Annotated in this window: 18 protein-coding genes; 10 read left to right on the top strand and 8 right to left on the bottom strand. The window is 62.1% G+C overall.

Annotation, left to right across the window (positions count from 1 at the left end):
* Window positions 1-52 precede the first annotated feature (52 nt).
* The 5 genes from tal to tkt all read left to right on the top strand — a co-directional run bounded on the left by tal (window position 53) and on the right by tkt (window position 7,463).
* Window positions 53-1,156, top strand: coding sequence for a transaldolase (gene tal, locus HDE80_RS12580; protein WP_184671311.1), 1,104 nt, complete (start codon window positions 53-55; stop codon window positions 1,154-1,156).
* The gene (gene pgi / locus HDE80_RS12575) at window positions 1,153-2,865 is read left to right on the top strand and encodes a glucose-6-phosphate isomerase (protein WP_184671308.1); all 1,713 of its coding nucleotides are present in this window, start codon (window positions 1,153-1,155) and stop codon (window positions 2,863-2,865) included. Before tal ends, pgi begins: the two co-directional genes overlap by 4 nt.
* Window positions 2,862-4,514 carry a phosphoglucomutase (alpha-D-glucose-1,6-bisphosphate-dependent) gene (pgm, locus tag HDE80_RS12570; protein WP_184671306.1) on the top strand — a complete coding sequence of 551 codons (1,653 nt, stop codon included), beginning with the start codon at window positions 2,862-2,864 and terminating at the stop codon, window positions 4,512-4,514. Before pgi ends, pgm begins: the two co-directional genes overlap by 4 nt.
* 78 nt (window positions 4,515-4,592) lie before the next feature.
* Complete coding sequence (locus HDE80_RS12565) at window positions 4,593-5,291, top strand: VIT family protein (RefSeq protein ID WP_221437548.1); 699 nt, start codon at window positions 4,593-4,595, stop codon at window positions 5,289-5,291.
* Window positions 5,292-5,411: 120 nt separating this feature from the next.
* Window positions 5,412-7,463, top strand: coding sequence for a transketolase (tkt, locus tag HDE80_RS12560; RefSeq protein ID WP_184671304.1), 2,052 nt, complete (start codon window positions 5,412-5,414; stop codon window positions 7,461-7,463).
* 63 nt (window positions 7,464-7,526) lie between these two features.
* On the opposite strand, the gene HDE80_RS12555 is transcribed toward tkt, so the two are convergent.
* Window positions 7,527-8,282 carry a Bax inhibitor-1/YccA family protein gene (locus tag HDE80_RS12555; RefSeq protein ID WP_184671302.1) on the bottom strand — a complete coding sequence of 252 codons (756 nt, stop codon included), beginning with the start codon at window positions 8,280-8,282 and terminating at the stop codon, window positions 7,527-7,529.
* 146 nt (window positions 8,283-8,428) lie between these two features.
* Between HDE80_RS12555 and hemC the strand changes: the two genes are divergently transcribed.
* On the top strand, window positions 8,429-9,346 hold the full coding sequence (gene hemC / locus HDE80_RS12550; protein ID WP_184671300.1) for a hydroxymethylbilane synthase: 918 nt from the start codon (window positions 8,429-8,431) through the stop codon (window positions 9,344-9,346).
* Window positions 9,347-9,442: 96 nt separating this feature from the next.
* Here hemC and HDE80_RS12545 read toward each other — a convergent pair whose 3' ends face one another.
* Window positions 9,443-10,282: a DUF481 domain-containing protein gene (locus HDE80_RS12545; RefSeq protein WP_184671298.1), complete on the bottom strand. Its 840-nt coding sequence runs from the start codon at window positions 10,280-10,282 to the stop codon at window positions 9,443-9,445.
* Between the two features lie 207 nt (window positions 10,283-10,489).
* Here HDE80_RS12545 and HDE80_RS12540 point away from each other — a divergent pair, with 207 nt between their 5' ends.
* Both HDE80_RS12540 and HDE80_RS12535 read left to right on the top strand, forming a co-directional pair.
* The gene (locus HDE80_RS12540) at window positions 10,490-11,470 is read left to right on the top strand and encodes a YafY family protein (RefSeq protein WP_184671296.1); all 981 of its coding nucleotides are present in this window, start codon (window positions 10,490-10,492) and stop codon (window positions 11,468-11,470) included.
* A 222-nt stretch (window positions 11,471-11,692) separates the two neighbouring features.
* Window positions 11,693-12,637, top strand: a complete 945-nt coding sequence (locus HDE80_RS12535) for a patatin-like phospholipase family protein (RefSeq protein ID WP_184671294.1) — start codon at window positions 11,693-11,695, stop codon at window positions 12,635-12,637.
* A gap of 31 nt (window positions 12,638-12,668) precedes the next feature.
* Here the strand turns inward: HDE80_RS12535 and HDE80_RS12530 are convergent, their stop codons facing one another.
* The 4 genes from HDE80_RS12530 to ugpC form a co-directional block, all read right to left on the bottom strand.
* Window positions 12,669-13,385, bottom strand: coding sequence for a glycosyltransferase family 2 protein (locus HDE80_RS12530; RefSeq protein WP_184671292.1), 717 nt, complete (start codon window positions 13,383-13,385; stop codon window positions 12,669-12,671).
* 98 nt (window positions 13,386-13,483) lie between these two features.
* On the bottom strand, window positions 13,484-14,353 hold the full coding sequence (locus tag HDE80_RS12525) for a ParB/RepB/Spo0J family partition protein (protein ID WP_184599943.1): 870 nt from the start codon (window positions 14,351-14,353) through the stop codon (window positions 13,484-13,486).
* 2 nt (window positions 14,354-14,355) lie between these two features.
* On the bottom strand, window positions 14,356-15,219 hold the full coding sequence (locus HDE80_RS12520) for a ParA family protein (protein ID WP_184599944.1): 864 nt from the start codon (window positions 15,217-15,219) through the stop codon (window positions 14,356-14,358).
* A gap of 89 nt (window positions 15,220-15,308) precedes the next feature.
* The gene (gene ugpC / locus HDE80_RS12515; RefSeq protein ID WP_184671290.1) at window positions 15,309-16,400 is read right to left on the bottom strand and encodes a sn-glycerol-3-phosphate ABC transporter ATP-binding protein UgpC; all 1,092 of its coding nucleotides are present in this window, start codon (window positions 16,398-16,400) and stop codon (window positions 15,309-15,311) included.
* A gap of 142 nt (window positions 16,401-16,542) precedes the next feature.
* Between ugpC and HDE80_RS12510 the strand changes: the two genes are divergently transcribed.
* Window positions 16,543-17,898, top strand: a complete 1,356-nt coding sequence (locus HDE80_RS12510; protein ID WP_184671288.1) for a GH1 family beta-glucosidase — start codon at window positions 16,543-16,545, stop codon at window positions 17,896-17,898.
* Window positions 17,899-18,099: 201 nt separating this feature from the next.
* On the opposite strand, the gene rsmG is transcribed toward HDE80_RS12510, so the two are convergent.
* Both rsmG and HDE80_RS12500 read right to left on the bottom strand, forming a co-directional pair.
* A complete protein-coding gene (gene rsmG / locus HDE80_RS12505) occupies window positions 18,100-18,729 on the bottom strand; it encodes a 16S rRNA (guanine(527)-N(7))-methyltransferase RsmG (RefSeq protein ID WP_184599947.1) in 630 nt (209 codons plus the stop codon).
* Window positions 18,730-18,906: 177 nt separating this feature from the next.
* A complete protein-coding gene (locus HDE80_RS12500) occupies window positions 18,907-19,365 on the bottom strand; it encodes an SPFH domain-containing protein (RefSeq protein WP_184599948.1) in 459 nt (152 codons plus the stop codon).
* A 616-nt stretch (window positions 19,366-19,981) separates the two neighbouring features.
* On the opposite strand from HDE80_RS12500, the gene HDE80_RS12495 reads away from it, so the two are divergent.
* Entirely contained in the window at window positions 19,982-21,016 is a 1,035-nt protein-coding gene (locus HDE80_RS12495) for a LacI family DNA-binding transcriptional regulator (RefSeq protein ID WP_184671286.1), read from the top strand.
* Window positions 21,017-21,022: the final 6 nt, after the last annotated feature.

The following is a 21,022-nucleotide window of genomic DNA, read 5'->3' as shown; positions in this document are numbered from 1 at the left end:
CCATATTCCTATCCCCAATGCATCGGCAACAACGCGAATTTCAGGAGCAAGCATGAAAGCGACCCAGCAATTGCATGATCTCGGCCAGAGCCTTTGGCTGGACAACATCACCCGCACCCTGCTCGACGACGGCACACTGGCGCGCTACATCGCCGAGGACTCGGTTACCGGCCTCACTTCCAACCCCAGCATCTTCGACGCCGCGATCGGTGGTGGCGATGCCTACGATGCCGGTATCCACGCCAAGGCACTGGCCGGCCTCTCCGGCGAAAAGCTTTTCAACGAACTGGCGCTGGAAGACCTTCGCCGCGCCGCCGACCTGTTCGCACCGATTTTCAAGTCGACCCACGAGGTCGACGGCTGGGTCTCGATGGAAGTCTCCCCACTGCTGGCTGCCGATACGGCCGGCACCATCGAAGCGGCCAAGGAAATCCACTCGCTGGCACAGCGCGAAAACCTGTTCGTGAAAATTCCCGGTACGCCTGAAGGCATTCCGGCGATCGAGGAAGCGATTTTCCTCGGTATTCCGATCAACGTGACCCTGCTGTTTTCGCGTGAACATTATCTGGCCTCCGCCGAGGCCTATATACGTGGCCTCGAGCGTCGGCATGAGGCCGGCCAGCATCTGGACGTCGGCTCGGTCGCATCGGTCTTTGTCAGCCGCTGGGACGTCGCCAGTAACAAGCAGTTGCCCGACGAGCTGCACAACAAGCTCGGCATCGCCGTGTGTCAGCAGACCTATCATGCTTATCGCGAGCTGCTGGAGTCACCGCGCTGGAAGAAGCTGGCCGCCGCCGGCGCCAAACCGCAGCGCCTGCTCCTGGCGAGCACCGGCACCAAGGATCCAGCCGCCTCCGACACGCTGTACGTCAGTGCGCTGGCCGCGCCCGACACTGTCGATACCATGCCGGAAAAGACCCTCATCGCGTTTGCCGAACACGGCCAACTGCATGGCGTGATGCCGACCGATGGCAAGGAAGCCGAAGAGATGCTCTCCAAGATCACCAAGGCCGGCGTCGATATCGATGCACTGGCGGCCCAGCTGCAGAAGGAAGGCGCCGCGTCCTTCGTCAAATCCTGGGAAGAGCTGCTGAAGCGGATCGTCGACAAGACCGGCAAGCTCGAAGACCAATCGAAAGGACCCGCACTGAAATGAGTAGCTCACCTCTCGTCTCGCGACCGCAGTGGCAGGCGCTGCAAAAACATTTCGCGCAGATCGGCCAGCAACACCTGCGCGAATTGTTTGCCGCCGATGCCGAACGCGGTCAGACCCTGACCGCCGAAGCGGTCGGCCTCTACCTCGACTATTCCAAGCAGCGGGTCAATGCCGACACGCTGCGCCTGCTGCGCGAACTGGCCGAGGCGTGTGATCTGCCACGGCGGATCGAGGCGATGTTCAGCGGTGACAAGATCAACATCACCGAAAAGCGCGCCGTGCAGCACGTGGCGCTGCGTGCGCCGGCCAGCGAAAAGATCCTGGTCGACGGCAAGGACGTCGTGCCCGATGTGCACGCCGTACTCGATCGCATGACCACGTTCGCCGAAAAGGTGCGCAGCGGCGCCTGGCTGGGCCACAGCGGCCAGCGCATCCGCAACGTCATCAGCATCGGCATTGGCGGCTCGGATCTCGGCCCGGTGATGGCCTACGAGGCGCTGCGCGATTACAGCCAGCGTGACATCACCTTCCGCTTCGTCTCCAACGTGGACGGCACCGATTTCGCCGAAGCCACGCGCGACCTGGATGCGGCCGAAACCTTGTTCATCGTCTGCTCGAAAACTTTCACTACGCTGGAAACGCTGACCAACGCGCACGCTGCACGCGCCTGGGCGCTGAAGGCGCTGGATGCCAGCGGTGACGACGAAGGCATGGCGGTCGCCAAGCACTTCGTCGCTGTCTCCACCAATGCCGAGGAAGTGACCAAGTTCGGTATCGACACGGCCAACATGTTCGGCTTCTGGGACTGGGTCGGCGGCCGCTACTCGATGGATTCGGCGATTGGCCTCTCGACCATGATCGCCATTGGCCCGGATCATTTCCGCGAGATGCTGGCCGGTTTCCACGCGATGGACGTGCATTTCCGGAAGACGCCGCTGGAGCGCAACCTGCCCGCGCTGATGGGCCTGCTGGCGGTCTGGAACAACAATTTCCTCGACGCCGCCACCGTCGCGGTATTGCCGTATGAGCAGTACCTGAAGCGCTTCCCGGCGTATTTGCAGCAGCTGACCATGGAGAGCAACGGCAAGCACGTCACGCTCGACGGCAGCACGGTCGATTACGCCACCGGCCCGATCTACTGGGGCGAGCCCGGTACCAACGGCCAACATTCGTTCTATCAACTGATCCATCAGGGCACGCGCATCGTGCCGTGCGATTTCATCGGCTTCGGTCAGACGTTGAACCCGCTGCCCGTGCACGATGGCAGCGACCATCCTGCCGGCGATCAGCACGACCTGCTGATGGCCAACCTGATCGCCCAGGGTGAAGCGCTGGCCTTCGGCAAGACCGCCGAGGAGGTGCTGGCCGAAGGTACTGCCGAAGCACTGGTACCGCATCGCACATTCGAGGGCAACCGTCCGAGCAATACGATTCTCGCCTCACGCCTGACGCCACATATCCTCGGCACGCTGATCGCGCTGTACGAGCACAGCGTGTTCGTGCAGGGCACGATCTGGAACATCGACTCGTTCGACCAGTGGGGCGTGGAACTGGGCAAGCAGCTGGCCAAAACCACCATTGCCGAGCTGACCGCGAAAGACGAGCCCAAGCTCGGGCACGACAGCTCGACCAACACGTTGATCCACCGCTACCGCCAGCTCCGCGATGGGCGGCTCAAGGACGTTCGTTCACCGGCGGCGTCGAAATGAGCCAGACCATCAGCCCGCTTGCTGGCAAGCCGGCGCCGACATCGATCCTGGTCGATATCGCGAAACTGCTGGCTGCCTACTCGGATCTGAAGCCTGACCCGGGTGAAGCCGCGCAGCGCGTCGCGTTCGGCACCTCCGGCCATCGCGGCAGCTCGTTCCAGCGCAGCTTCAACGAATGGCACATCCTGGCGATCAGTCAGGCGATCTGCGAGTACCGCCAGAGCAAGGGCATCGACGGCCCGCTATTTATCGGCTTCGATACGCACGCGCTGTCGCAACCGGCATTCGAGAGCGCGCTGGAAGTGCTGGCGGCGAACGGCGTCGAGACGATGATCTCGGCCAAGGGCGAGTTCACGCCCACACCGACGATTTCGCACGCGATCCTCACCTATAACAAGGGCCGCACGAAGGGGCTTGCGGACGGCATCGTGATCACGCCGTCGCACAACCCCCCGGACAACGGCGGCTTCAAGTACAACCCGACCAACGGCGGCCCGGCCGATACCGACATCACCAACTGGGTGCAGGACCGCGCCAACCAGCTGATCGAAGGCGGCCTGAAAGAGGTCAAGCGCGTGCCGTTCGCGCAGGCAAGCAAAGCCTCGACCACGCACACACACGATTATCTCGACGCGTATGTAACCGACCTCGGCAACATGATCGACTTCGACATCATCCGCAGCGCCGGCGTGCACATGGGCGTCGATCCACTGGGTGGTGCCGGCGTGCATTTCTGGGCGCCGATTGCCGAACGCTACAAGCTCGACCTTACCGTGGTCAGCGACACCGTCGATCCGCAGTTCGCCTTCATGACGGTGGACTGGGATGGTCAGATCCGCATGGACCCCTCGTCGAAATACGCGATGCAGCGGCTGATCGTGCTGAAGGACAAGTACGACGTCGCGTTCGCCTGCGACACCGACCACGATCGCCACGGCATCGTCACGCGCAGCAACGGCCTGATGGAACCGAATCATTATCTTTCGGTGCTGATCGACTACCTGTTCCAGAACCGGCCGCAGTGGAGCGACAAGGCGGCCATCGGCAAGACGGTGGTCAGCACCGCCATGATCGATCGCGTGGCCAAGCGGCTGGGCCGCAAGCTCTACGAAGTGCCGGTCGGCTTCAAGTGGTTTTCCGAAGGCCTGTTCGACGGCTCGCTTGGCTTCGGCGGCGAAGAGAGTGCCGGCGCCTCGCTGCTACGCCGCGATGGTTCGGTGTGGACGACGGACAAGGATGGCCTGGTACCGGCCCTGTTGTCGGCCGAAATCACTGCCCGCCATGGCAAGGATCCCGGCGAACTGTATGCGCAGATGACCAAGGACCTGGGCGAGCCGTTTGCCGATCGCGTCGAGGCCGCCGCCACGCCGGCACAGAAGGCCAAGCTGGCCAAGCTCTCGCCGGACCAGCTGCACAGCGACCAGCTGGCCGGTGAAAAGATCACCCAGGTGCTCGACAAGGCGCCAGGCAACAGTGCGGCGATTGGCGGCATCAAGGCCATCGCTCCCAGTGGCTGGTTTGCCGCGCGCCCGTCCGGCACCGAGGCGATCTACAAGATTTACGCCGAGAGCTTCAAGAGCAAGGAGCATCTGAAGGACATCCTGGCCGAGGCGCAGAAGATCGTCGACGCCTCGTTAGGCGGCGCATGATGGATTATCGGGTCGACGCCAGTGGCTCGAACCCGTCGGCGATTTGTCCGACCTGATAAGCTTCTGAAGGATCACTGCTTGCGCTCACGCAAACACGCCGAACGTCATGTCACTGCACGCATCAGCTGGCTGCGCGCGGCGGTGTTGGGTGCGAACGACGGCATCGTCTCCACCGCGAGCCTGATCCTTGGTGTGGCGGCGGCGCATGCCAGTCACGCCAGCATTCTCGTCACTGGCGCCGCCGGGCTGGTGGCCGGCGCGATGTCGATGGCCGCTGGCGAATACGTATCCGTGCATTCGCAGGCTGATACCGAAAATGCCGAACTCGCGAAAGAGCGGCACGAACTGCGTACCGACAGCGATGGCGAACACAAGGAGCTGGCCGCCATCTATGTCAGCCGTGGCCTCGAGCCGGCGCTGGCCACGCAGGTCGCCGCGCAATTGATGGCCCACGATGCACTGGAAGCGCACGCACGCGACGAGCTGGGCATTACCGAAGCCTTACGCGCTCGACCACTGCAGGCCGCACTGGCATCCGCGCTCAGTTTTTCGGTAGGCGCCGCACTGCCGATCCTGGTCGTTGCGATATCGCCGCCCGCTGTTCTGATTCCCGGCGTTTTTCTTGGCGCGCTGGTTTTCCTCGTGCTGCTTGGCGCCATGGCGGCGCGTGTTGGTGGCGCCAGCATGCTCACCGGTGCATTGCGCATCGGTTTCTGGAGCGCGCTGGCTATGGCCGTTACCGCCGGCGTGGGCACGCTGATTGGAAACGCCGGTTAGTCCGGCGAACACGGCATGCACTTCCGGCTGACACCACACAAAACTTGACGGCAGCTTTACCCGCGTAGCTTCATGCTGTGAGCCTGCCTCATCTCCGCCCCCTCCCCGCAAGGACATCCCATGACGGTTTCTTCGCTCGATCAACAATGCATCGATACGCTCCGTTTTCTCTCGGTCGACATGGTGCAAAAAGCCAATAGCGGCCATCCTGGCCTGCCACTCGGCGCCGCACCGATGGCGTACGCGCTGTGGACGCACCATCTCAAGCATCACCCGAGCAATCCCGAGTGGGCCAATCGCGACCGTTTCGTGTTGTCAGCCGGCCACGGCTCGGCGCTGCTCTACAGCCTGCTGCACATGACCGGCTACGCCCTCTCACTGGACGACATCAAACAGTTTCGCCAGTGGGGCAGCAAGGCACCGGGCCATCCCGAGCGCGGCCACACCGCAGGCGTGGAGGTCACGACTGGGCCGTTGGGCCAGGGCATCGCCAACGCGGTCGGCATGGCGATCGGCGAGGCGCATCTGGCCGCGCGCTATAACCGCGATGGCCATACCGTCATCGATCACCACACCTGGGCGATCGTCGGCGACGGTGATCTGATGGAAGGCGTTGCCTCCGAAGCCGCCTCGCTGGCTGGACATCTCCAACTGGGCAAACTGATCTGTCTGTACGACGACAACTACGTCAGCCTGGCCGCCGGCACCGATATCGCCTTTACCGAAGATCGCGCCAAACGTTTCGAAGCCTATGGCTGGCAGACCATCACGGTGGCTGACGGCAATGACATCGCTGCGATCAACGCCGCCATCGACAAAGCCCGTGCGGATACCGCGCGGCCTTCCTTGATTCTGGTGCGCACGCAGATCGGCTTCGGCTCACCCGAGCAGGGCTCGTTCAAAGCGCACGGCTCGCCGCTCGGCGTCGAGGATGTGAAGAAGACCAAGGAAAAGCTGGGCTGGCCGGTGCAGCCGGACTTTTTGATTCCCGAGCCGGCACTGAAGCATTTCCGCGAAGCGCTGGATCGTGGTGCGAAGGAAGAGACGGAGTGGAAGGGACGTCTGGACGTCTACACCAAGGCCTTCCCGGAGCTGGCGAAGGAACTGAACGATCGTCTGCAGGGCAAGCTTCCGGCTGGCTGGGATGCGGATATCCCGGTGTTCCCCGCGGATGCCAAAGGCATCGCCACGCGCGTCGCCGGTGGCAAGGTGATGAACGCGTTTGCGGAAAAGCTACCGGCGCTGGTCGGTGGTTCGGCGGATCTGGATTCCTCCACTTACACCAATCTCAAAGGATTCGGCGACTTCAATCTCGCCGCCAAAGCAGGTCAGGATACCCAGGGTTCGGATAGCGCCGGCTGGAGCCATGCAGGCCGCAATGTGCATTTCGGCGTGCGCGAACATGCGATGGGAGCGGTGGTCAACGGACTGGCCGCGCACGGCGGTTTCATTCCGTACGGTTCGACCTTCCTGATCTTCTCCGATTACATGCGTCCGACGATCCGCCTCGCGGCGCTGTCAGGACTGCACGTGGTGCACATCTTCACCCACGACAGCATCGCCGTCGGCGAAGACGGCCCGACCCATCAGCCAATCGAACAGCTGGCCAGCCTGCGTGCGATTCCCGATACCACGGTGATCCGGCCGGCCGATGCCAACGAAACCGCAGTGGCCTGGAAGGTGGCTGTCGAAACACGCCAGCGGCCGGTATTGCTGGCGCTGACCCGGCAGAACCTGCCGATCCTCGATCGTACGAAATTTGCCAGCGCCGAAGGGCTGCGCAAGGGCGCGTACGTGCTCAGCGATGCCAAAGATGGCAAGCCGACACTTATCCTGATCGCCACCGGTTCGGAGGTCGATCTGATCGTTGGTGCCGCTGAAAAACTGCAGGCCGAAGGCGTGGCGGTGCGCTGCGTGTCGATGCCAAGCTGGGATCTGTTCGAAGCCCAGCCGCAAAGTTATCGCGATGAGGTGCTGCCGCCGGATGTCGCTGCGAAGCTCGCGGTAGAAATGGGCGTACCGATGGGTTGGGACCGTTACGTCGGCCCGCACGGTGACGTGTTGGGCATCGATCGCTACGGCGCCTCGGCACCAGCTGGCGTGCTGCTGCCCGAATACGGTTTCACGGTCGACAACGTGGTCAAGCGCGCGAAGGCCCTGCTGAAGGCGTAACTTTCAAGACGACGTTCGTGCCACGGGTTCAAGCCTGAACCCGTGGCACTGCTTGTCAAAGTCTCAGTTCCGCGACTGGATCTTCGACAGCAGCCGCAGCAGTTCCAGATACAACCAGACCAAGGTAACCACCAGCGCGAACGCGCCGTACCACTCCATGTATTTCGGCGCACCACCGTTGACGCCGGTTTCGATCATGTCGAAATCGAGAATCAGGTTGAGCGCAGCGATCACCACGACCACACCACTGAACACGATGCCGATCGTGCTGTGACCGTTGATGAAACCAATCGAGTGGCCAAAGAAGCCCATTGCAAAGTTGGCCAGATAAAGCAGCATCACGCCGCCGGTGGCCGCAACGATGCCGAGCTTGAGTTTTTCGGTGGCGCGAATCAACCCGCTGCGATACGCCAGCAACAACGCCGCCATGGTGCCGAAGGTAAGCCCGACCGCCTGTACCACGATGCCTGGATAACGCATTTCGAAAATTGCCGACAACGCGCCAATGAAAACACCCTCTGCCAACGCGTACAGCGGTGCGGTGACCGGTGCCCAGGTTTTCTTGAATGAGGTGATCAGCCCAAGCACCAGACCGCCGACGGCACCGCCAAGCGCCAACGGCAGCATCGCCGGAACACTGCCCGGCCCGGTGAAATGACTCCAGCTGAACATCGCGCCGATCAAGACCAGGATCAGCAACAGACCGGTCTTGTTGACGGTACCGTTGAGCGTCATGGCCTCGCCATCGCGCGACACAACCATACCGCTGGCCGCGTCGAGGAAGGTGTTCTTGTTGAGTGCCGGGTTGCCGCTTTGCATGAAGTACTCCGATGGGTTCACCGCCATCGTATATGGCTGGCTCTTGGCGTGACAGCAGCGGCGCCTTCAGCCCAGACGCCCTGCCGCGCACGCGAGTGTTGGAAACTACGCGACAATACGACCCTGCTGAACGTCGCGGAGTTCCAATGAACCCTTCCATCCTGCGTATCGCCACCCGCAAGAGCCCGCTGGCTTTGTGGCAGGCCGAGCATGTGGCGGCCGCCTTGCGCGTGGCGCATCCGGGACTGTCAGTGGACATGGTACCAATGTCGACGCGGGGCGATGAAATCCTGGATCGGTCGCTGGCGGAAATCGGCGGGAAGGGGCTGTTTCTCAAGGAACTGGAAGTCGCCATGATGGAAGGGCGTGCCGATCTGGCCGTCCATTCGCTGAAAGACGTGCCCGTTACGCTTGAACCCGGCTTTACCCTGCCGGCGATCCTGCCGCGCGCCGATGCTGCCGATGCCTTCGTCAGCAACCACTACGCCAATCTGGCCGCCCTCCCGCAGGGTGCACGAGTCGGCACGTCGTCACTGCGACGGCAGGCGCTGCTGCGCGCCGTGCGGCCTGATCTGGAGCTGCTCGATCTGCGCGGCAATGTCGGCACGCGACTGGGCAAATTGGACGCCGGTGGTTACGACGCCATCGTGCTGGCCTGCGCGGGACTGGAGCGGTTGGGCTTTGCCGCGCGTATCCGCACACGGCTGACGCCGCCGGCCTGGCTGCCCGCGCCGGGCCAGGCGGCTATTGCGATCGAGGCGCGCTCGGATAATCCCAACACGCTGGCGTTACTGGCCGCCCTGGATGACGCCGACACGCGTCTGACCGTCACCGCCGAGCGGGCAATGAATCAGGCGCTGGGCGGTAGCTGCATCGTACCTGTCGCCGCCTGGTGCGTGTTGGGCGAACGCGGCCTGCACCTGCGTGGCATGGTCGGTGACGCCAGCACGGGCCAGCTCCTACACGCCGAAGCCACGCGTGTTGACGACGATGCCGTGGCGCTGGGGCAGGAGGTGGCAGCCGCCTTGATTGCCCAGGGTGCTGGCGAACTGCTCGGGTTGTAAGCCCGGCATACAAAAAGCCCCGTTGCTCGAGCAACGGGGCTTTTTCTCATCTACTTTTCTCGATCTACTTTATCTGCTCAGCAACGGTCAAACGCTTCAGAGGTTGTAGACGATATTGGTCGTGGTCAGCGTATCGTTCTTGCGGATACCGGGCAGCACGTTGGTGTTGTGACGCACCTGGAAACCGACCTTCACCGCCAGTTTCTTGGTCATGCTGATAGAGACACCGGCATCGTTCTGCGCGTAGGTGTTCTTCGAGCCTGCTTCCGTCAGGAACGTATCTTCGAATGAGGTGTTGTCGGTTAGCTTGTGCTTGTAGTTGATCAGGCCACGGGCGATTGCCTCGCTCTGCGTACCATTGGCCTCTTGCGGCACCTCGACCCCTCCGACCAGGGTGTCTTCAACGGCCGGACGGTAGCGCTTGTAACCCGGACCGATTTCGAACGACAGCTCGTTGGCGTCGTCCTTCAGCGCAATGTAGCCATAACCGACCGACACCACGCCCTGCCATATGTTGGCGCCGAAATCGTCATGCTCATAGCGCACAGCCGTCACGATATAGCTGCGCGGGTCGAGCTTGTAGCCGACCGAAGCGCCGCCGTCGTAGCGGTTGGCGGTTTCATTGAACTGTTCAACGGTGGCGCCGGAGGCATTGACCACCGATTGCTGGCTTTTTGCACGCAACGTATCGACGTAGAAGTTGTTCTTCCACTGCTCGTTCTCCTGATTCAGGTTGAGCTTGCCGTTGACGTTCTGCGAACGCGTATTGCCGGTAGCCGAAGCGAAGCCGAACTCGCCCGAACCACTCCAGCCGCCATTGTTGGCCGCATTGCTGCTGGCATCAGCACCGGCGGCAGGAGCTGCGGCATCGTCGGCCTGCACGGCGAAACTTGCCATGGAAGCCAGCAAAACACAGGCGATCAGGGTCTTTTTCATCAGTTGACGATCCATTTGTTAAAGAATAGTAATCACTTACCTTAACGGCACGATTTGAACTTGCAATGAACAATGTGCTGCGGCGCAGCGGGAAAACCGCGAAATCCTGCGGCTTTGCCAGTCGATTATAGACATGGCCCAATGACCGCGCGGCGGGCACAACCATGCTACAAACGCTTTCATTCCCGACACCCTCCGATCAGGCACATGGACCGCTACGAACGCATCTCCACTCTGCACCGACTGCTCAAATCGGCGCATTACCCGATTCCCCTGTCCACCTTGCTCGACGAGCTGGAATGCTCGCGTGCCACGCTTTATCGCGACGTCGCGTTTTTACGCGACGCGCTGGGCGCACCTGTCGAGAGTGCCGGCGGTGACCAGGCTGCCTTTCGCTACGAGGTCGGCGAGGGCGAACGTTTCGAATTGCCCGGCCTGTGGCTGACTTCCGATGAACTCGCCGCACTGCTGGCGCTGAACGAGCTGATCGGTCGCTCCGGTGCCGGCGTGCTGGCCGGTGCGCTGGCACCTTTCAAGGCTCGCATTGAGGGCTTGCTGTCCGACCGAGACAGTGGCGAAGTGTTGCCGATCGAGCGCATCCGCGTCATTCCATGGGGCGAGCGCAAGCTCAACCAGCAAGTGTTTCGCATCGTCGCCGGTTCTGTGCTGAAACGGCACCAGCTGCGTTTTCGCTATCGCGCGCGCACCACCAATACCGACAGTCGACGCACCGTATCGCCGCAGCGGCTGACCCACTATCGCGACAACTGGTACCTCGACGTGTGGGATCACGATCGCGAAGCTCTGCGAAGTTTTGCGGTGGACCGCATCGTTGAACCGCAGGCACTGGATACCGCCGCTATCGACGTGGCCGAGAACGATCTCAATGACCTGCTGGCCTCGAGCTACGGCATTTTTGCGGGCAAGCCCAAAGCCTGGGCCACCATCCGTTTCTCGCAGCACGCCGCGCGCTGGGTCGCCGACGAGCACTGGCATTCGCAGCAACGCGGCGAGTGGTTGCCCGACGGCCGTTACGAGCTGCAGGTGCCCTACTCCAACTCGCGCGAATTGCTGATGGACGTGCTCAAGTACGGGCCCGATGCCGAGATCGTTTCACCGCTGCCGCTGCGCGAGGAAATGAAAATCCTGCTGCAGCTTGCGATGAGTGGGTATCAACAGAACGTCTGATCGTCGCGATTGGCCCCGCCATTCGATTAGCAACGTTAACGCGGGTGGCGCGCGTGCAGTGCGGCCTTGCTTGCCGCGGATTTGTTGTGCGCTCATGCTAGGCAGCAGCGCGGGTGGCAACCGATTCCCGACCCGCCCGCCCTTCGTGCGGTACCGCACATCACCGCAGGGCAACGTGGCGTCGATGGCAAATACTTTCTCTACCCAGATCGAAAGCAACGCATGAAACACACCGACATTGCCGATCCCACCGCCTCACCGGCCGCGCTGTCGGTACCGCGTCGACCGACCGTGGCACTGGCACTCGGCGCGGGTGGCGCGAAAGGACTGGCGCATATCGGTGCGATCGAGGAGATCGAGGCGCAGGGTTTCGAGATCATCGCTATCGCGGGCTGCTCGATGGGCGCGCTGATCGGCGGCATCTATGCGATGGGCAAGCTCGAGGTCTATCGCGACTGGGTATCGACGCTGGCCAAGTTCGACGTGCTGAAACTGCTCGACTGGACATTTTCCGGCGGCGGCTTCATCAAGGGCGAGCGGATCATGGGCACCCTGCTGGAGCTGATCGGCGACACCTGTATCGAGGAACTGCGGTTAGCCTTCACCGCCGTGGCTACCGATCTGGAGCGCGAGCGTGAGGTGTGGCTGACGCGCGGCTCGTTGTTCGATGCGATCCGCGCGTCGATCGCGATTCCCACCGTGTTTCGCCCCTATCATCTCAACGGGCGTGTACTGGTCGATGGCGCCTTGTTGAACCCACTCCCGGTGACACCGCTGATTCGCGAAACCGCCGACTACCTGATGGCCGTGAGTGTGGACGGACCTGCCGAGTTCGCGCCGGTGGATACCCTAGAGCTGGACGAACCCGAGGCGCAAGGTACCCGGCACCGCATTGGTGAGTTCTTCAGCCGACTGATGCCGCACGGCGAACCCAAGCCACGCGAGCCTGGCGCGTTCGAGCTGCTCAACCAGTCGATGGACCTGATGCAGGCCAATCTGTCACGGCTACGACTGGCGGCTTACGCACCAGATCTACTGATCCAGATGCCGCGCAACGCCTCGACGGCATATGAGTTTTACCGCGCCCGCGAGCTGATCGAACTGGGCCGGCAACGTGCGCGTGCAGCCTTGTCGACCTGGAAGCCGGTTTCACACCAGCCGCGTTAGAAACATCAAAGTTAAGGCGCGCAGCGCAGCCTCAAAGCTCTTCGATGCGCGTGACCTTGCCACGGCGCATCAACCACGCCACACCGCGCAGGTCGGCCAGACCAACCCACAGCCGATCAAGCATGCCGTACTTGGATACACCGGCAGTGCGCGGACGATGGCCAACCGGCACACTCTGACAAGCAAAACCGGCCCGCTTGACCAGCGCCGGCAGGTAACGATGCATATGGTCGAAGTAGGGCAGGCGCAGGAACACCTCGCGGTCGAACAGTTTCAGGCCGCAGCCGGTATCCGGCGTGGCGTCCTTCAGCATGCGCGAACGTACCGCGTTGGCGATCTTGGAGGATATGCGCTTGTTGAAACTGTCGCGGCGCGTGGTGCGCCAACCGGCGAACAGGCGCAGATCGGCGGACGCCGCATCGCGTGCGGCCAACAGCTTGGGAATATCGGCCGGATCGTTCTGGCCATCGCCATCGAGCGTGGCGATCCACGGCGATTTGGCCGCACGCACACCGTTCCACACCGCCGTGCTCTGGCCGCTGCGCGTCACGTGATGCAATACGCGGAGCTCGGGATGAAGCACCTTCTGTGCGGCCAGCACCGCCCGGCTGTCGTCGATGGAGTCGTCATCGACGTAGATCACCTCGAATTCGATCAGACCGCGCAGGGCAGTCGTGATTTCGGCGAGCAGCGGCGGAATGTTGTCGCGCTCATTGAATACGGGAACGACAACGGACAGTTGCGGCATGGAAAGGCCTTGTTGCGGAAACAGTGCGCGCAGGCGCTGCAGCGCATTCTAGTGCGTGGGGCAGCTGGGGGCGAGGGATGAGGGGCGAGTCCCTGCCCTCAACGCATCTTGCCGAGTATCCCTTCCAGCTCGTCGTTGCTGTGATAGTGGATCACCAGCTTGCCGCGACCGCCGCGGCCCTGGGCCAGCTCGACCCGGGTGGCAAAACGCTCGCCCAACTCGCGTTCGAGATCGCTGATATTCGGATCGCGCGGCGGAGCGGCTTTTGCCTTGCCTTTCGGCGCGGTCTGGGCACGGCGCGCGGCTTCTTCCAGCTCACGCACGGTCCAGTGATTGCGCGCCGCTTCCAGCGCCAGACTCTCCGCCTCATGCTCGGGCAGGGTCAGCAGGCAACGGGCGTGCCCCATTTCCAGCTTGCCTTCGTCGAGCAGTTTCTTGATCGAGGCGGGCAGTTCGGTGAGGCGCAGCAGGTTGGAGACAGCGGCGCGCGAACGGCCCACCGCGTCGGCAGCCTGCTGGTGGGTGAGGGCGAAGTCGTCGATCAACCGCTTCAGCGCATCGGCTTCTTCCAGCGGAGTGAGGTCTTCGCGCTGGATGTTCTCGATCAGTGCCATGGCCGGCACCGAGGCCTCGGGTACGATTTTCACCAGTGCCGGCAGTTCACCGAGCTGGGCGCGCTGCGCCGCGCGCCAGCGGCGCTCACCGGCGATCAGCTCGTAGCTGTCCTTGCCCAATGCACGCACCACCACCGGCTGGATCAGGCCCTGCGCCTTGATCGACGCGGCCAGTTCGTCCAGTGCCTCGTCGTTCCAGTGTCGCCGCGGCTGGTACTTGCCAGGCTGGATCTGCTGGATCGGCAGGATGCGCAGCTCACCTTCCTGCCCGATCACCGACGGCGATGCATCGCCATCGCCGCCCAACAGGGCGTCAAGCCCGCGTCCCAGTCCACGTTTTTTCGCAGCAGCCATGCTTATTCCTGATGATTGGCGGCCGGCGCCTTGAGCGTCGGACCGTTGTTGCCATGCGCCGGCGGTTCGATCGCCTCGACATCGACGATTTCGGCCGGCGGCAAGCCGCGCTCGCGCCGGATCACTTCGCCAGCCAGGCCGATATAGGCGATCGCGCCACGCGAGCTGCGATCGTACAGATGAATTGGCTGGCCATGACTCGGCGCCTCGGCCAGTCGCACATTGCGCGGAATGATCGAGCGCAACACCTTGTCGCCGAAATGCTGCGTGAGTTGCGCGGAGACTTCGTTGCCCAGGTTGTTGCGCACGTCGTACATGGTGCGCAGCAGGCCTTCGATCTCGAGCTTGGGATTGAGCCGGTGACGCACGGCCTTGACCGTGTCGAGCAGGCTCGACAGGCCTTCCAGCGCGAAGTATTCGCACTGCACCGGAATCAGCACGCCGTTGGCGGCGGTTAATGCGTTTAGCGTCAGCAGGTTCAGCGACGGCGGACAATCGATCAGGATGGTGTCGTAGCTGGAAGACACCTTGGTCAGTATCTCTTTCAGCCGATGCTCGCGCGCCAACGCGTCCATCAGCTTGAGTTCCGCGGCGGTGAGGTCGCCGTTGCCGGGCAACAAGTCGTAGTGGCCGTCGGTCGTGACGATCGCAGCGGTGATCTCCGCTTCCTCCAGCAGCACCTCGCAGGCGTTCGGCTTGGCCTCACGCTTGTTCACGCCGGACGCCATGGTGGCATTGCCCTGCGGGTCGAGGTCGACCAACAGGACACGGCGCTTCGCAGCAGCCAAGGCAGCGGCGAGATTGACGGCAGTGGTGGTCTTGCCGACGCCACCCTTCTGGTTGGCGACAGCGATGATGCGGGCCATGGATGGATAGCTACCGGACGCGTGAAGAGGGCTAGTGTAATGCGTCGACTCGCCCGGTGCGCTGGCACCGCCACGAGTACCCGAGCGACTCAAGCCGCGATACGCATACCGGTTTGCGGATCGAACAGGTGCAGACGTTCGACCGCCAGACCCAGCGGTACCGTGCTGCCGGGTTCGGGCAGGGCGCGTGGCGACACCCGCGAGACCAGTGCCTGACCGCCGTAGCGCAGGTTGAGAAAGATTTCGTTGCCGACCGGTTCGAGCACTTCGAGGGCCGCACTCAAGGCCGCTTGGCCGGCCTCGACGGGAAGCAGGTCCTCGGGGCGAATGCCCAGTACCACCCCGCGGTCGTGCCACTCCTGCCAGGCAGAAGCTTGTGCCGGCCGACCCAGCAGCACCTCGCCGTGTTCGGTCGCCAGCCGCCAGCTCTGGCTGAGCTTCAGCGTGCCGCGCAACAGATTCATGCCGGGGCTGCCGACGAAGCCGGCGACGAAGAGGTTGGCCGGCCGATCGTACAGATTCATCGGCGTGTCGATCTGCTGGATCACGCCGCCGTCGAGCACCACGATGCGCTGACCCAAGGTCATCGCCTCAATCTGATCGTGGGTGACATAGATCATGGTGGCCTTCAGCTGGCGATGCAGCCGGGCGATCTCCACCCGCATCGTCAACCGCAACTTGGCATCGAGATTGGACAGTGGCTCGTCAAGCAGAAACACCTTCGGATCGCGCACCAGCGCACGGCCCAACGCCACGCGCTGCCGCTGGCCGCCGGACAATGCACCGGGCCGCGACTCCAGCCGCGGTTCCAGCTCCAGCGTTTTGGCGGCCTCACGTACGCGGCGGTCGATCTCGGTTTTCGACTGGCCGCGCAGTTTCAGACCGAAGGCCAGGTTTTCCGCCACGGTCATGTGTGGATAGAGCGCGTAATTCTGGAACACCATCGCAATGTCGCGATCCTTCGGCTCCACGGCGTTGACCACCCGGCCGTCGATACTGAGCGTGCCACCGCTGATCGACTCCAGCCCGGCGATCATCCGCAGCAAGGTGGTCTTGCCGCAGCCGGATGGCCCCACCAGCACCAGCAGCTCGCCATCGGCGATGTCGAAGCTGGCCCCAGCCACACCGACGTGCCCGCCGGGGTAGACCTTGCGCAGCTGATCCAGACGAACGGTGGCCATGGGCGTTTCCTGTGAAGTGGGCCACGTTGGCCGTCTTCCGGCGCATGCAGGTGTCTGCACATCGGCGGAGCATTCGGCTATTCTGCCAATGTAATCGTTTACATCAAGCCTTCATCACACGTTCTCTATCGCAGGAAGCTCCATGACTGGCCGTTTTCGTTTTCCCGAGGGTTTCCATTGGGGGGCCGCTACCTCGGCCTACCAGATCGAAGGTTCACCGCTGGCTGATGGCGCCGGCCCCAGCATCTGGCAGCGCTTCGCGCACACGCCGGGCATGATGTCCAACGGCGACACTGGCGACATCGCCTGCGATCACTACAACCGCTACAAGGACGACGTGCAGCTGATGCGCGCACTCGGCCTGCAGGGCTACCGGTTCAGCATCAACTGGGGCCGCGTACTGCCTGAAGGCACCGGCAGGGTCAATGCAAAAGGGCTGGATTTCTATTCGCGGCTGGTCGACGAGCTGCTGGAAAACGGCATTGTGCCCAACGCGACGCTGTTTCACTGGGATCTACCGGCCGCGCTGGACGATCGCGGCGGCTGGCTCAATCGGGACATCGCGCACTGGTTTGCCGACTACGCCGAAGTGATGTTCAAGGCGCTCGATGATCGCGTACCGCGCTGGGCTACGCTCAACGAGCCTTGGGTGGTCACCGACGGCGGCTACCTGCACGGCGCGCTGGCGCCCGGCCATCGCAGCAAGTACGAGGCGCCGATTGCCGCACACAATCTGATGCGCGCCAGCGGCGCCGGCATCCAGGCCTATCGCGCGCACGGCAAGCACGAGATCGGCGTGGTGTTCAACATCGAGCCGAAATATCCCGCGTCGGACAGCGCCGAGGACCTGGCTGCAACCCAGCGCGCCCATGCCTATATGAACAAGCAGTTCGCCGATCCGGCGTTGCTGGGCAGCTATCCGCCGCAGCTGAAGGAAATCTTCGGCGATGCGTGGCCGGATTTTCCGGAAGATGATTTCAAACTGACCCATCAGAAGGTCGATTTCGTCGGCATCAACTACTACACCCGCGCCGTGGTGAAGCACGATGCGGACGCGTATCCGTTGAAGGCCGTGCCGGTACGTCAGCCAAACAAGACCTATACCGAAACCGGTTGGGAAGTGTACGAGCAGGGCCTGACCGACACCCTGACCTGGTTCAAGCACCGCTACGGCGACATTCCGCTGTATATCACCGAAAACGGCTCGGCCTTCTACGATCCGCCGGTGGCCGAAGGCGGCGTGTTGGACGATCCGCTGCGTACCAACTACCTGCGCAAGCACCTCGGCGCCGTACACAAAGCGATCGAGGCGGGCGTCAATATCAAGGGCTATTACGCATGGTCGCTGATGGACAACCTCGAGTGGTCGCTGGGTTTCTCCAAGCGGTTCGGGCTGTACCACGTCGATTTCGCCACCCAGAAACGCACCGCCAAGGCCACCGCCAAGCTTTATGCCAAGGTGATCGAAAGCAACGGCGCTGTGCTGCACGAGGCGTAAGTCTGCAGACCTGATCGCGACTCGCGCGATCAGGTTCTTTCAGGATTCACGGCTATCAAGGGAACCTCTAAAAACCGTAGCGCGCGAAGAGACAAGTGCGTCGCCGGCGCGCAGGAACCGGAGCATACATGGGGGTATGTGAGGCTTCCGAGCACCGCCGGCGCGCAAATTACCGAGCGCAGTAGGTTTTTAGAGGTTCCCTCAAGCGTGACCGAGCACTACCAGACGACGCTCGGCATCCAGACCCGGTACCGTCAACACATGCGTTTCGCGCACGACAAAGGTCGTCGGCACACCCGATAGCTCGTCCTCGGACTGCTTGCCCTTCATCGCCAGCCAGATGCCGCCGGGCGCCAGCAGGTGTCCGCCCCAACCCAGCATGTCGGCAAAGCTGGCGAAGGCCCGCGCGGTAATGCAGTCGAACTGACCCTGCACATCCTCCACCCGCGACTGCACCGCACGCACGCCATCGAGCTTCAGCGCGCGGATCGCCTCGCGCAGAAAGCGCACCTTCTTGCCGTTGGAATCGACCAGCAGGATTTCCCGCCCCGGTACGGCAATAGCCAACACGATGCCAGGCAAACCCGGTCCGGTACCCAGATCGGCCACCGTGCCACCCTGCACGTACGGCAAGATCGCCAGCGAATCGAGCAGATGGCGGGTAATCATCTCGGCCGGATCGCGCACGGCGGTGAGGTTGTAGGTCGCGTTCCAGCGTTCCAGCAGCGCCTGATAATCCAGCAGCCGCGGTACGGCCTCAGCCGGCAGGATCAGCTTCAACTCGGCAATGCCCTGTTCCAGTCGGGCCTGCAAGGCATTGCGCGCGGTCATCGTGATTCCTGTCAGCTTGTACGTAAGCCCACAAGTATCCCCGGCCGACGCCAGTAATGCCAAAGGCCATGTAAAAGAGTCACGCAAAAGAAAACCCGCCGTAGCGGGTTTGCAGGTTTCAAATCCCCTGTTGCATCGACGCTCTGGGGCGCCCTGATGCGGTACTTGTTGGATGGATCAGGCCGCGTCCAGTTCGACCCGCGTCACCATCATGCCGCGCTCGCGCAGGGCCTGGTTCAACGACTGCTTCATGTGCGTGCCCAAAAGGTGGCGATCGGCATACGCAACTTCGCCTTCGGCGCACAGCGCTTCATGGGTGCTGCGACGAATCAGCTGATCGACGTGATCGAACACCGCGTCGGCGCGCTCCGGCTCCAGCACCTGCCAGTAAACCGTGCCTGTAACCTCGCGTGCGTCAGCCATCGGCTCTTCGAAGCGCAGCACCTGACCGGAAAGATTGATCTTGTTGGCAACCCGCTCCAGCAGCGGCAACACCATATGGACACCCGGCTGCAGCAGGCGCACCGGCTTTCCCTGGCGGTAAAGACTGTAGACCTGACCTGACGGCACACGCTTGATCGCGCTGGCAAACAGCGCGGCGAGGAAAACGGCAAAGATGATCAATAAAGTCAACATAATGTTCACAAACAGCTACTTGGCTGGTTTTTCTTAATTATTTTCAGGAAGTTAAGAGTACAGTCGATTGACTGTTCAAATATTAACCTAGATTTAACGACAAAACCGAATTTTTAACAACCCCTTTCGCGCATTGAACACCTACTCGATTACAGGTCGCTTCCACCGTACCTTTGTGACTACTTTGGCCTGGATAGCGACTAATGCGTCCTAACAGGTCGGGCCAAGAGACCCGCAGAGAGCGAAAAAGTGCGCGCGGTCGTATGACTTGCAGTCGGATGCATAGACCCTGCCAAAGCCCCCAATGTGACGCTTTCTGAAAATCACGATAAAACCACCGCCGCTGCATACCCTCTCCACGCATCGTAAATACGCCAATCAGGTGTTCCTGCGTTCGTTAAGGGCGAATAGCAAATGCTGCGAAGCCGCACTGGCGTTTTTGCAAATCAAACCTAATATTTAGCGTTATCCCGCAGTTTTCCTGCAAAGTCGTCGGCGCGTAGGGAAAATCCTTCTGCGGCGCAACAAATCTTGGTTTTGCAAACACTTTACAAGCCGCCATGAAAACGTTTACGTTCGCGCCACTAGGGGATTTCGGGCGTTCAAGAACCTTGTCATGGCAACAATTACCATCAAAGATGTTGCGCGCGAAGCCAATGTGTCCGTGGCCTCGGTATCGCGCGCCTTGAATGGCGGCAGCGGCGTCACTGCCGAGACCGGCCAGCGCATTCGCGAAGTGGCCAGCCGCCTGCGCTACATCCCCCATGCGGCAGCCCGCATGCTGATCACCCGGCGCACCAATACCATTGGTGCGTTGTTGCCCGACTTATACGGCGAATTCTTTTCCGAACTGATTCGAGGCATCGATCTGGCCGCGCGCGCGCGCGGCCTGCATCTGCTGGTTTCCAGCTCCCACGACAGTTCCGACGATGCCGCTGCCGCGCTGCGCGCAATGCAGGGCCGCGTCGACGGCATGCTGATCATGTCGGCACATGTCGACGATGCCTTTCTGCGCGCCAACCTGCCCGAAGGCCTGCCCACCGTGCTGATCAACAGCGCGGTGAAAAACAAGGCCTACGGCGTCATCAACGTCGACAATTATGCCTGCGCGCGCGCGATGGTTAAGCACCTGCTCGACGTGGGCCACAAGAACGTTGCGTTTATCGCCGGCCCGGAAAACAACTTCGACGCGCAGCAGCGTGAAAAAGGCTATCGCGCAGCAATGGCGAAATTCGCTTCAAAAATTGCTCCGAACGTCGTTGCCGGTGACTTCACTGAGGAAGCCGGCTATCGCGCCGGGCAAGAACTGCTGGCACAGAAGAAACGGCCGAGCGCCGTATTCGCCGCCAACGACATGATGGCGGTCGGCTGCATGCATGCCTTCCGCGAAGCTGGCCTGCGCATGCCGCAAGACATCGCGCTGGCCGGCTTCGATGATATTCCAGTAGCGCGTTATGTCTCGCCACCGCTCAGCACAGTGCGTGTACGCATCGTCGATCTTGGGCGCAGCGCGCTCGAGAGCGTGGCCACAATCCTTGAAAACCCTGATCACCAAGTCGCCGTCCGGCCTGCTTTCGGCTGCGAAATCATTGTGCGCGAAACCTGCGGTGCCAGCCGTGTCGCAGCGTCCCACAAGAAAAGTCTGAGTTAGCAAGTC

Origin of the sequence: Rhodanobacter sp. A1T4, from assembly GCF_014207185.1 — a bacterium.
GTDB lineage: Bacteria > Pseudomonadota > Gammaproteobacteria > Xanthomonadales > Rhodanobacteraceae > Rhodanobacter.
This window is presented reverse-complemented; position numbering and strand designations above follow the sequence as displayed.

What these genes read in the sequence shown, in the direction of transcription:
- tal (WP_184671311.1), top strand. Translation starts at nt 53, where the DNA reads ATGAAAGCGACCCAGCAATTGCATGATCTCGGCCAGAGCCTTTGGCTG.
- pgi (WP_184671308.1), top strand. Translation starts at nt 1,153, where the DNA reads ATGAGTAGCTCACCTCTCGTCTCGCGACCGCAGTGGCAGGCGCTGCAA.
- pgm (WP_184671306.1), top strand. Translation starts at nt 2,862, where the DNA reads ATGAGCCAGACCATCAGCCCGCTTGCTGGCAAGCCGGCGCCGACATCG.
- tkt (WP_184671304.1), top strand. Translation starts at nt 5,412, where the DNA reads ATGACGGTTTCTTCGCTCGATCAACAATGCATCGATACGCTCCGTTTT.
- HDE80_RS12555 (WP_184671302.1), bottom strand. Translation starts at nt 8,282, where the DNA reads ATGCAAAGCGGCAACCCGGCACTCAACAAGAACACCTTCCTCGACGCG.
- hemC (WP_184671300.1), top strand. Translation starts at nt 8,429, where the DNA reads ATGAACCCTTCCATCCTGCGTATCGCCACCCGCAAGAGCCCGCTGGCT.
- HDE80_RS12545 (WP_184671298.1), bottom strand. Translation starts at nt 10,282, where the DNA reads ATGAAAAAGACCCTGATCGCCTGTGTTTTGCTGGCTTCCATGGCAAGT.
- HDE80_RS12540 (WP_184671296.1), top strand. Translation starts at nt 10,490, where the DNA reads ATGGACCGCTACGAACGCATCTCCACTCTGCACCGACTGCTCAAATCG.
- HDE80_RS12535 (WP_184671294.1), top strand. Translation starts at nt 11,693, where the DNA reads ATGAAACACACCGACATTGCCGATCCCACCGCCTCACCGGCCGCGCTG.
- HDE80_RS12530 (WP_184671292.1), bottom strand. Translation starts at nt 13,385, where the DNA reads ATGCCGCAACTGTCCGTTGTCGTTCCCGTATTCAATGAGCGCGACAAC.
- HDE80_RS12525 (WP_184599943.1), bottom strand. Translation starts at nt 14,353, where the DNA reads ATGGCTGCTGCGAAAAAACGTGGACTGGGACGCGGGCTTGACGCCCTG.
- HDE80_RS12520 (WP_184599944.1), bottom strand. Translation starts at nt 15,219, where the DNA reads ATGGCCCGCATCATCGCTGTCGCCAACCAGAAGGGTGGCGTCGGCAAG.
- ugpC (WP_184671290.1), bottom strand. Translation starts at nt 16,400, where the DNA reads ATGGCCACCGTTCGTCTGGATCAGCTGCGCAAGGTCTACCCCGGCGGG.
- HDE80_RS12510 (WP_184671288.1), top strand. Translation starts at nt 16,543, where the DNA reads ATGACTGGCCGTTTTCGTTTTCCCGAGGGTTTCCATTGGGGGGCCGCT.
- rsmG (WP_184599947.1), bottom strand. Translation starts at nt 18,729, where the DNA reads ATGACCGCGCGCAATGCCTTGCAGGCCCGACTGGAACAGGGCATTGCC.
- HDE80_RS12500 (WP_184599948.1), bottom strand. Translation starts at nt 19,365, where the DNA reads ATGTTGACTTTATTGATCATCTTTGCCGTTTTCCTCGCCGCGCTGTTT.
- HDE80_RS12495 (WP_184671286.1), top strand. Translation starts at nt 19,982, where the DNA reads ATGGCAACAATTACCATCAAAGATGTTGCGCGCGAAGCCAATGTGTCC.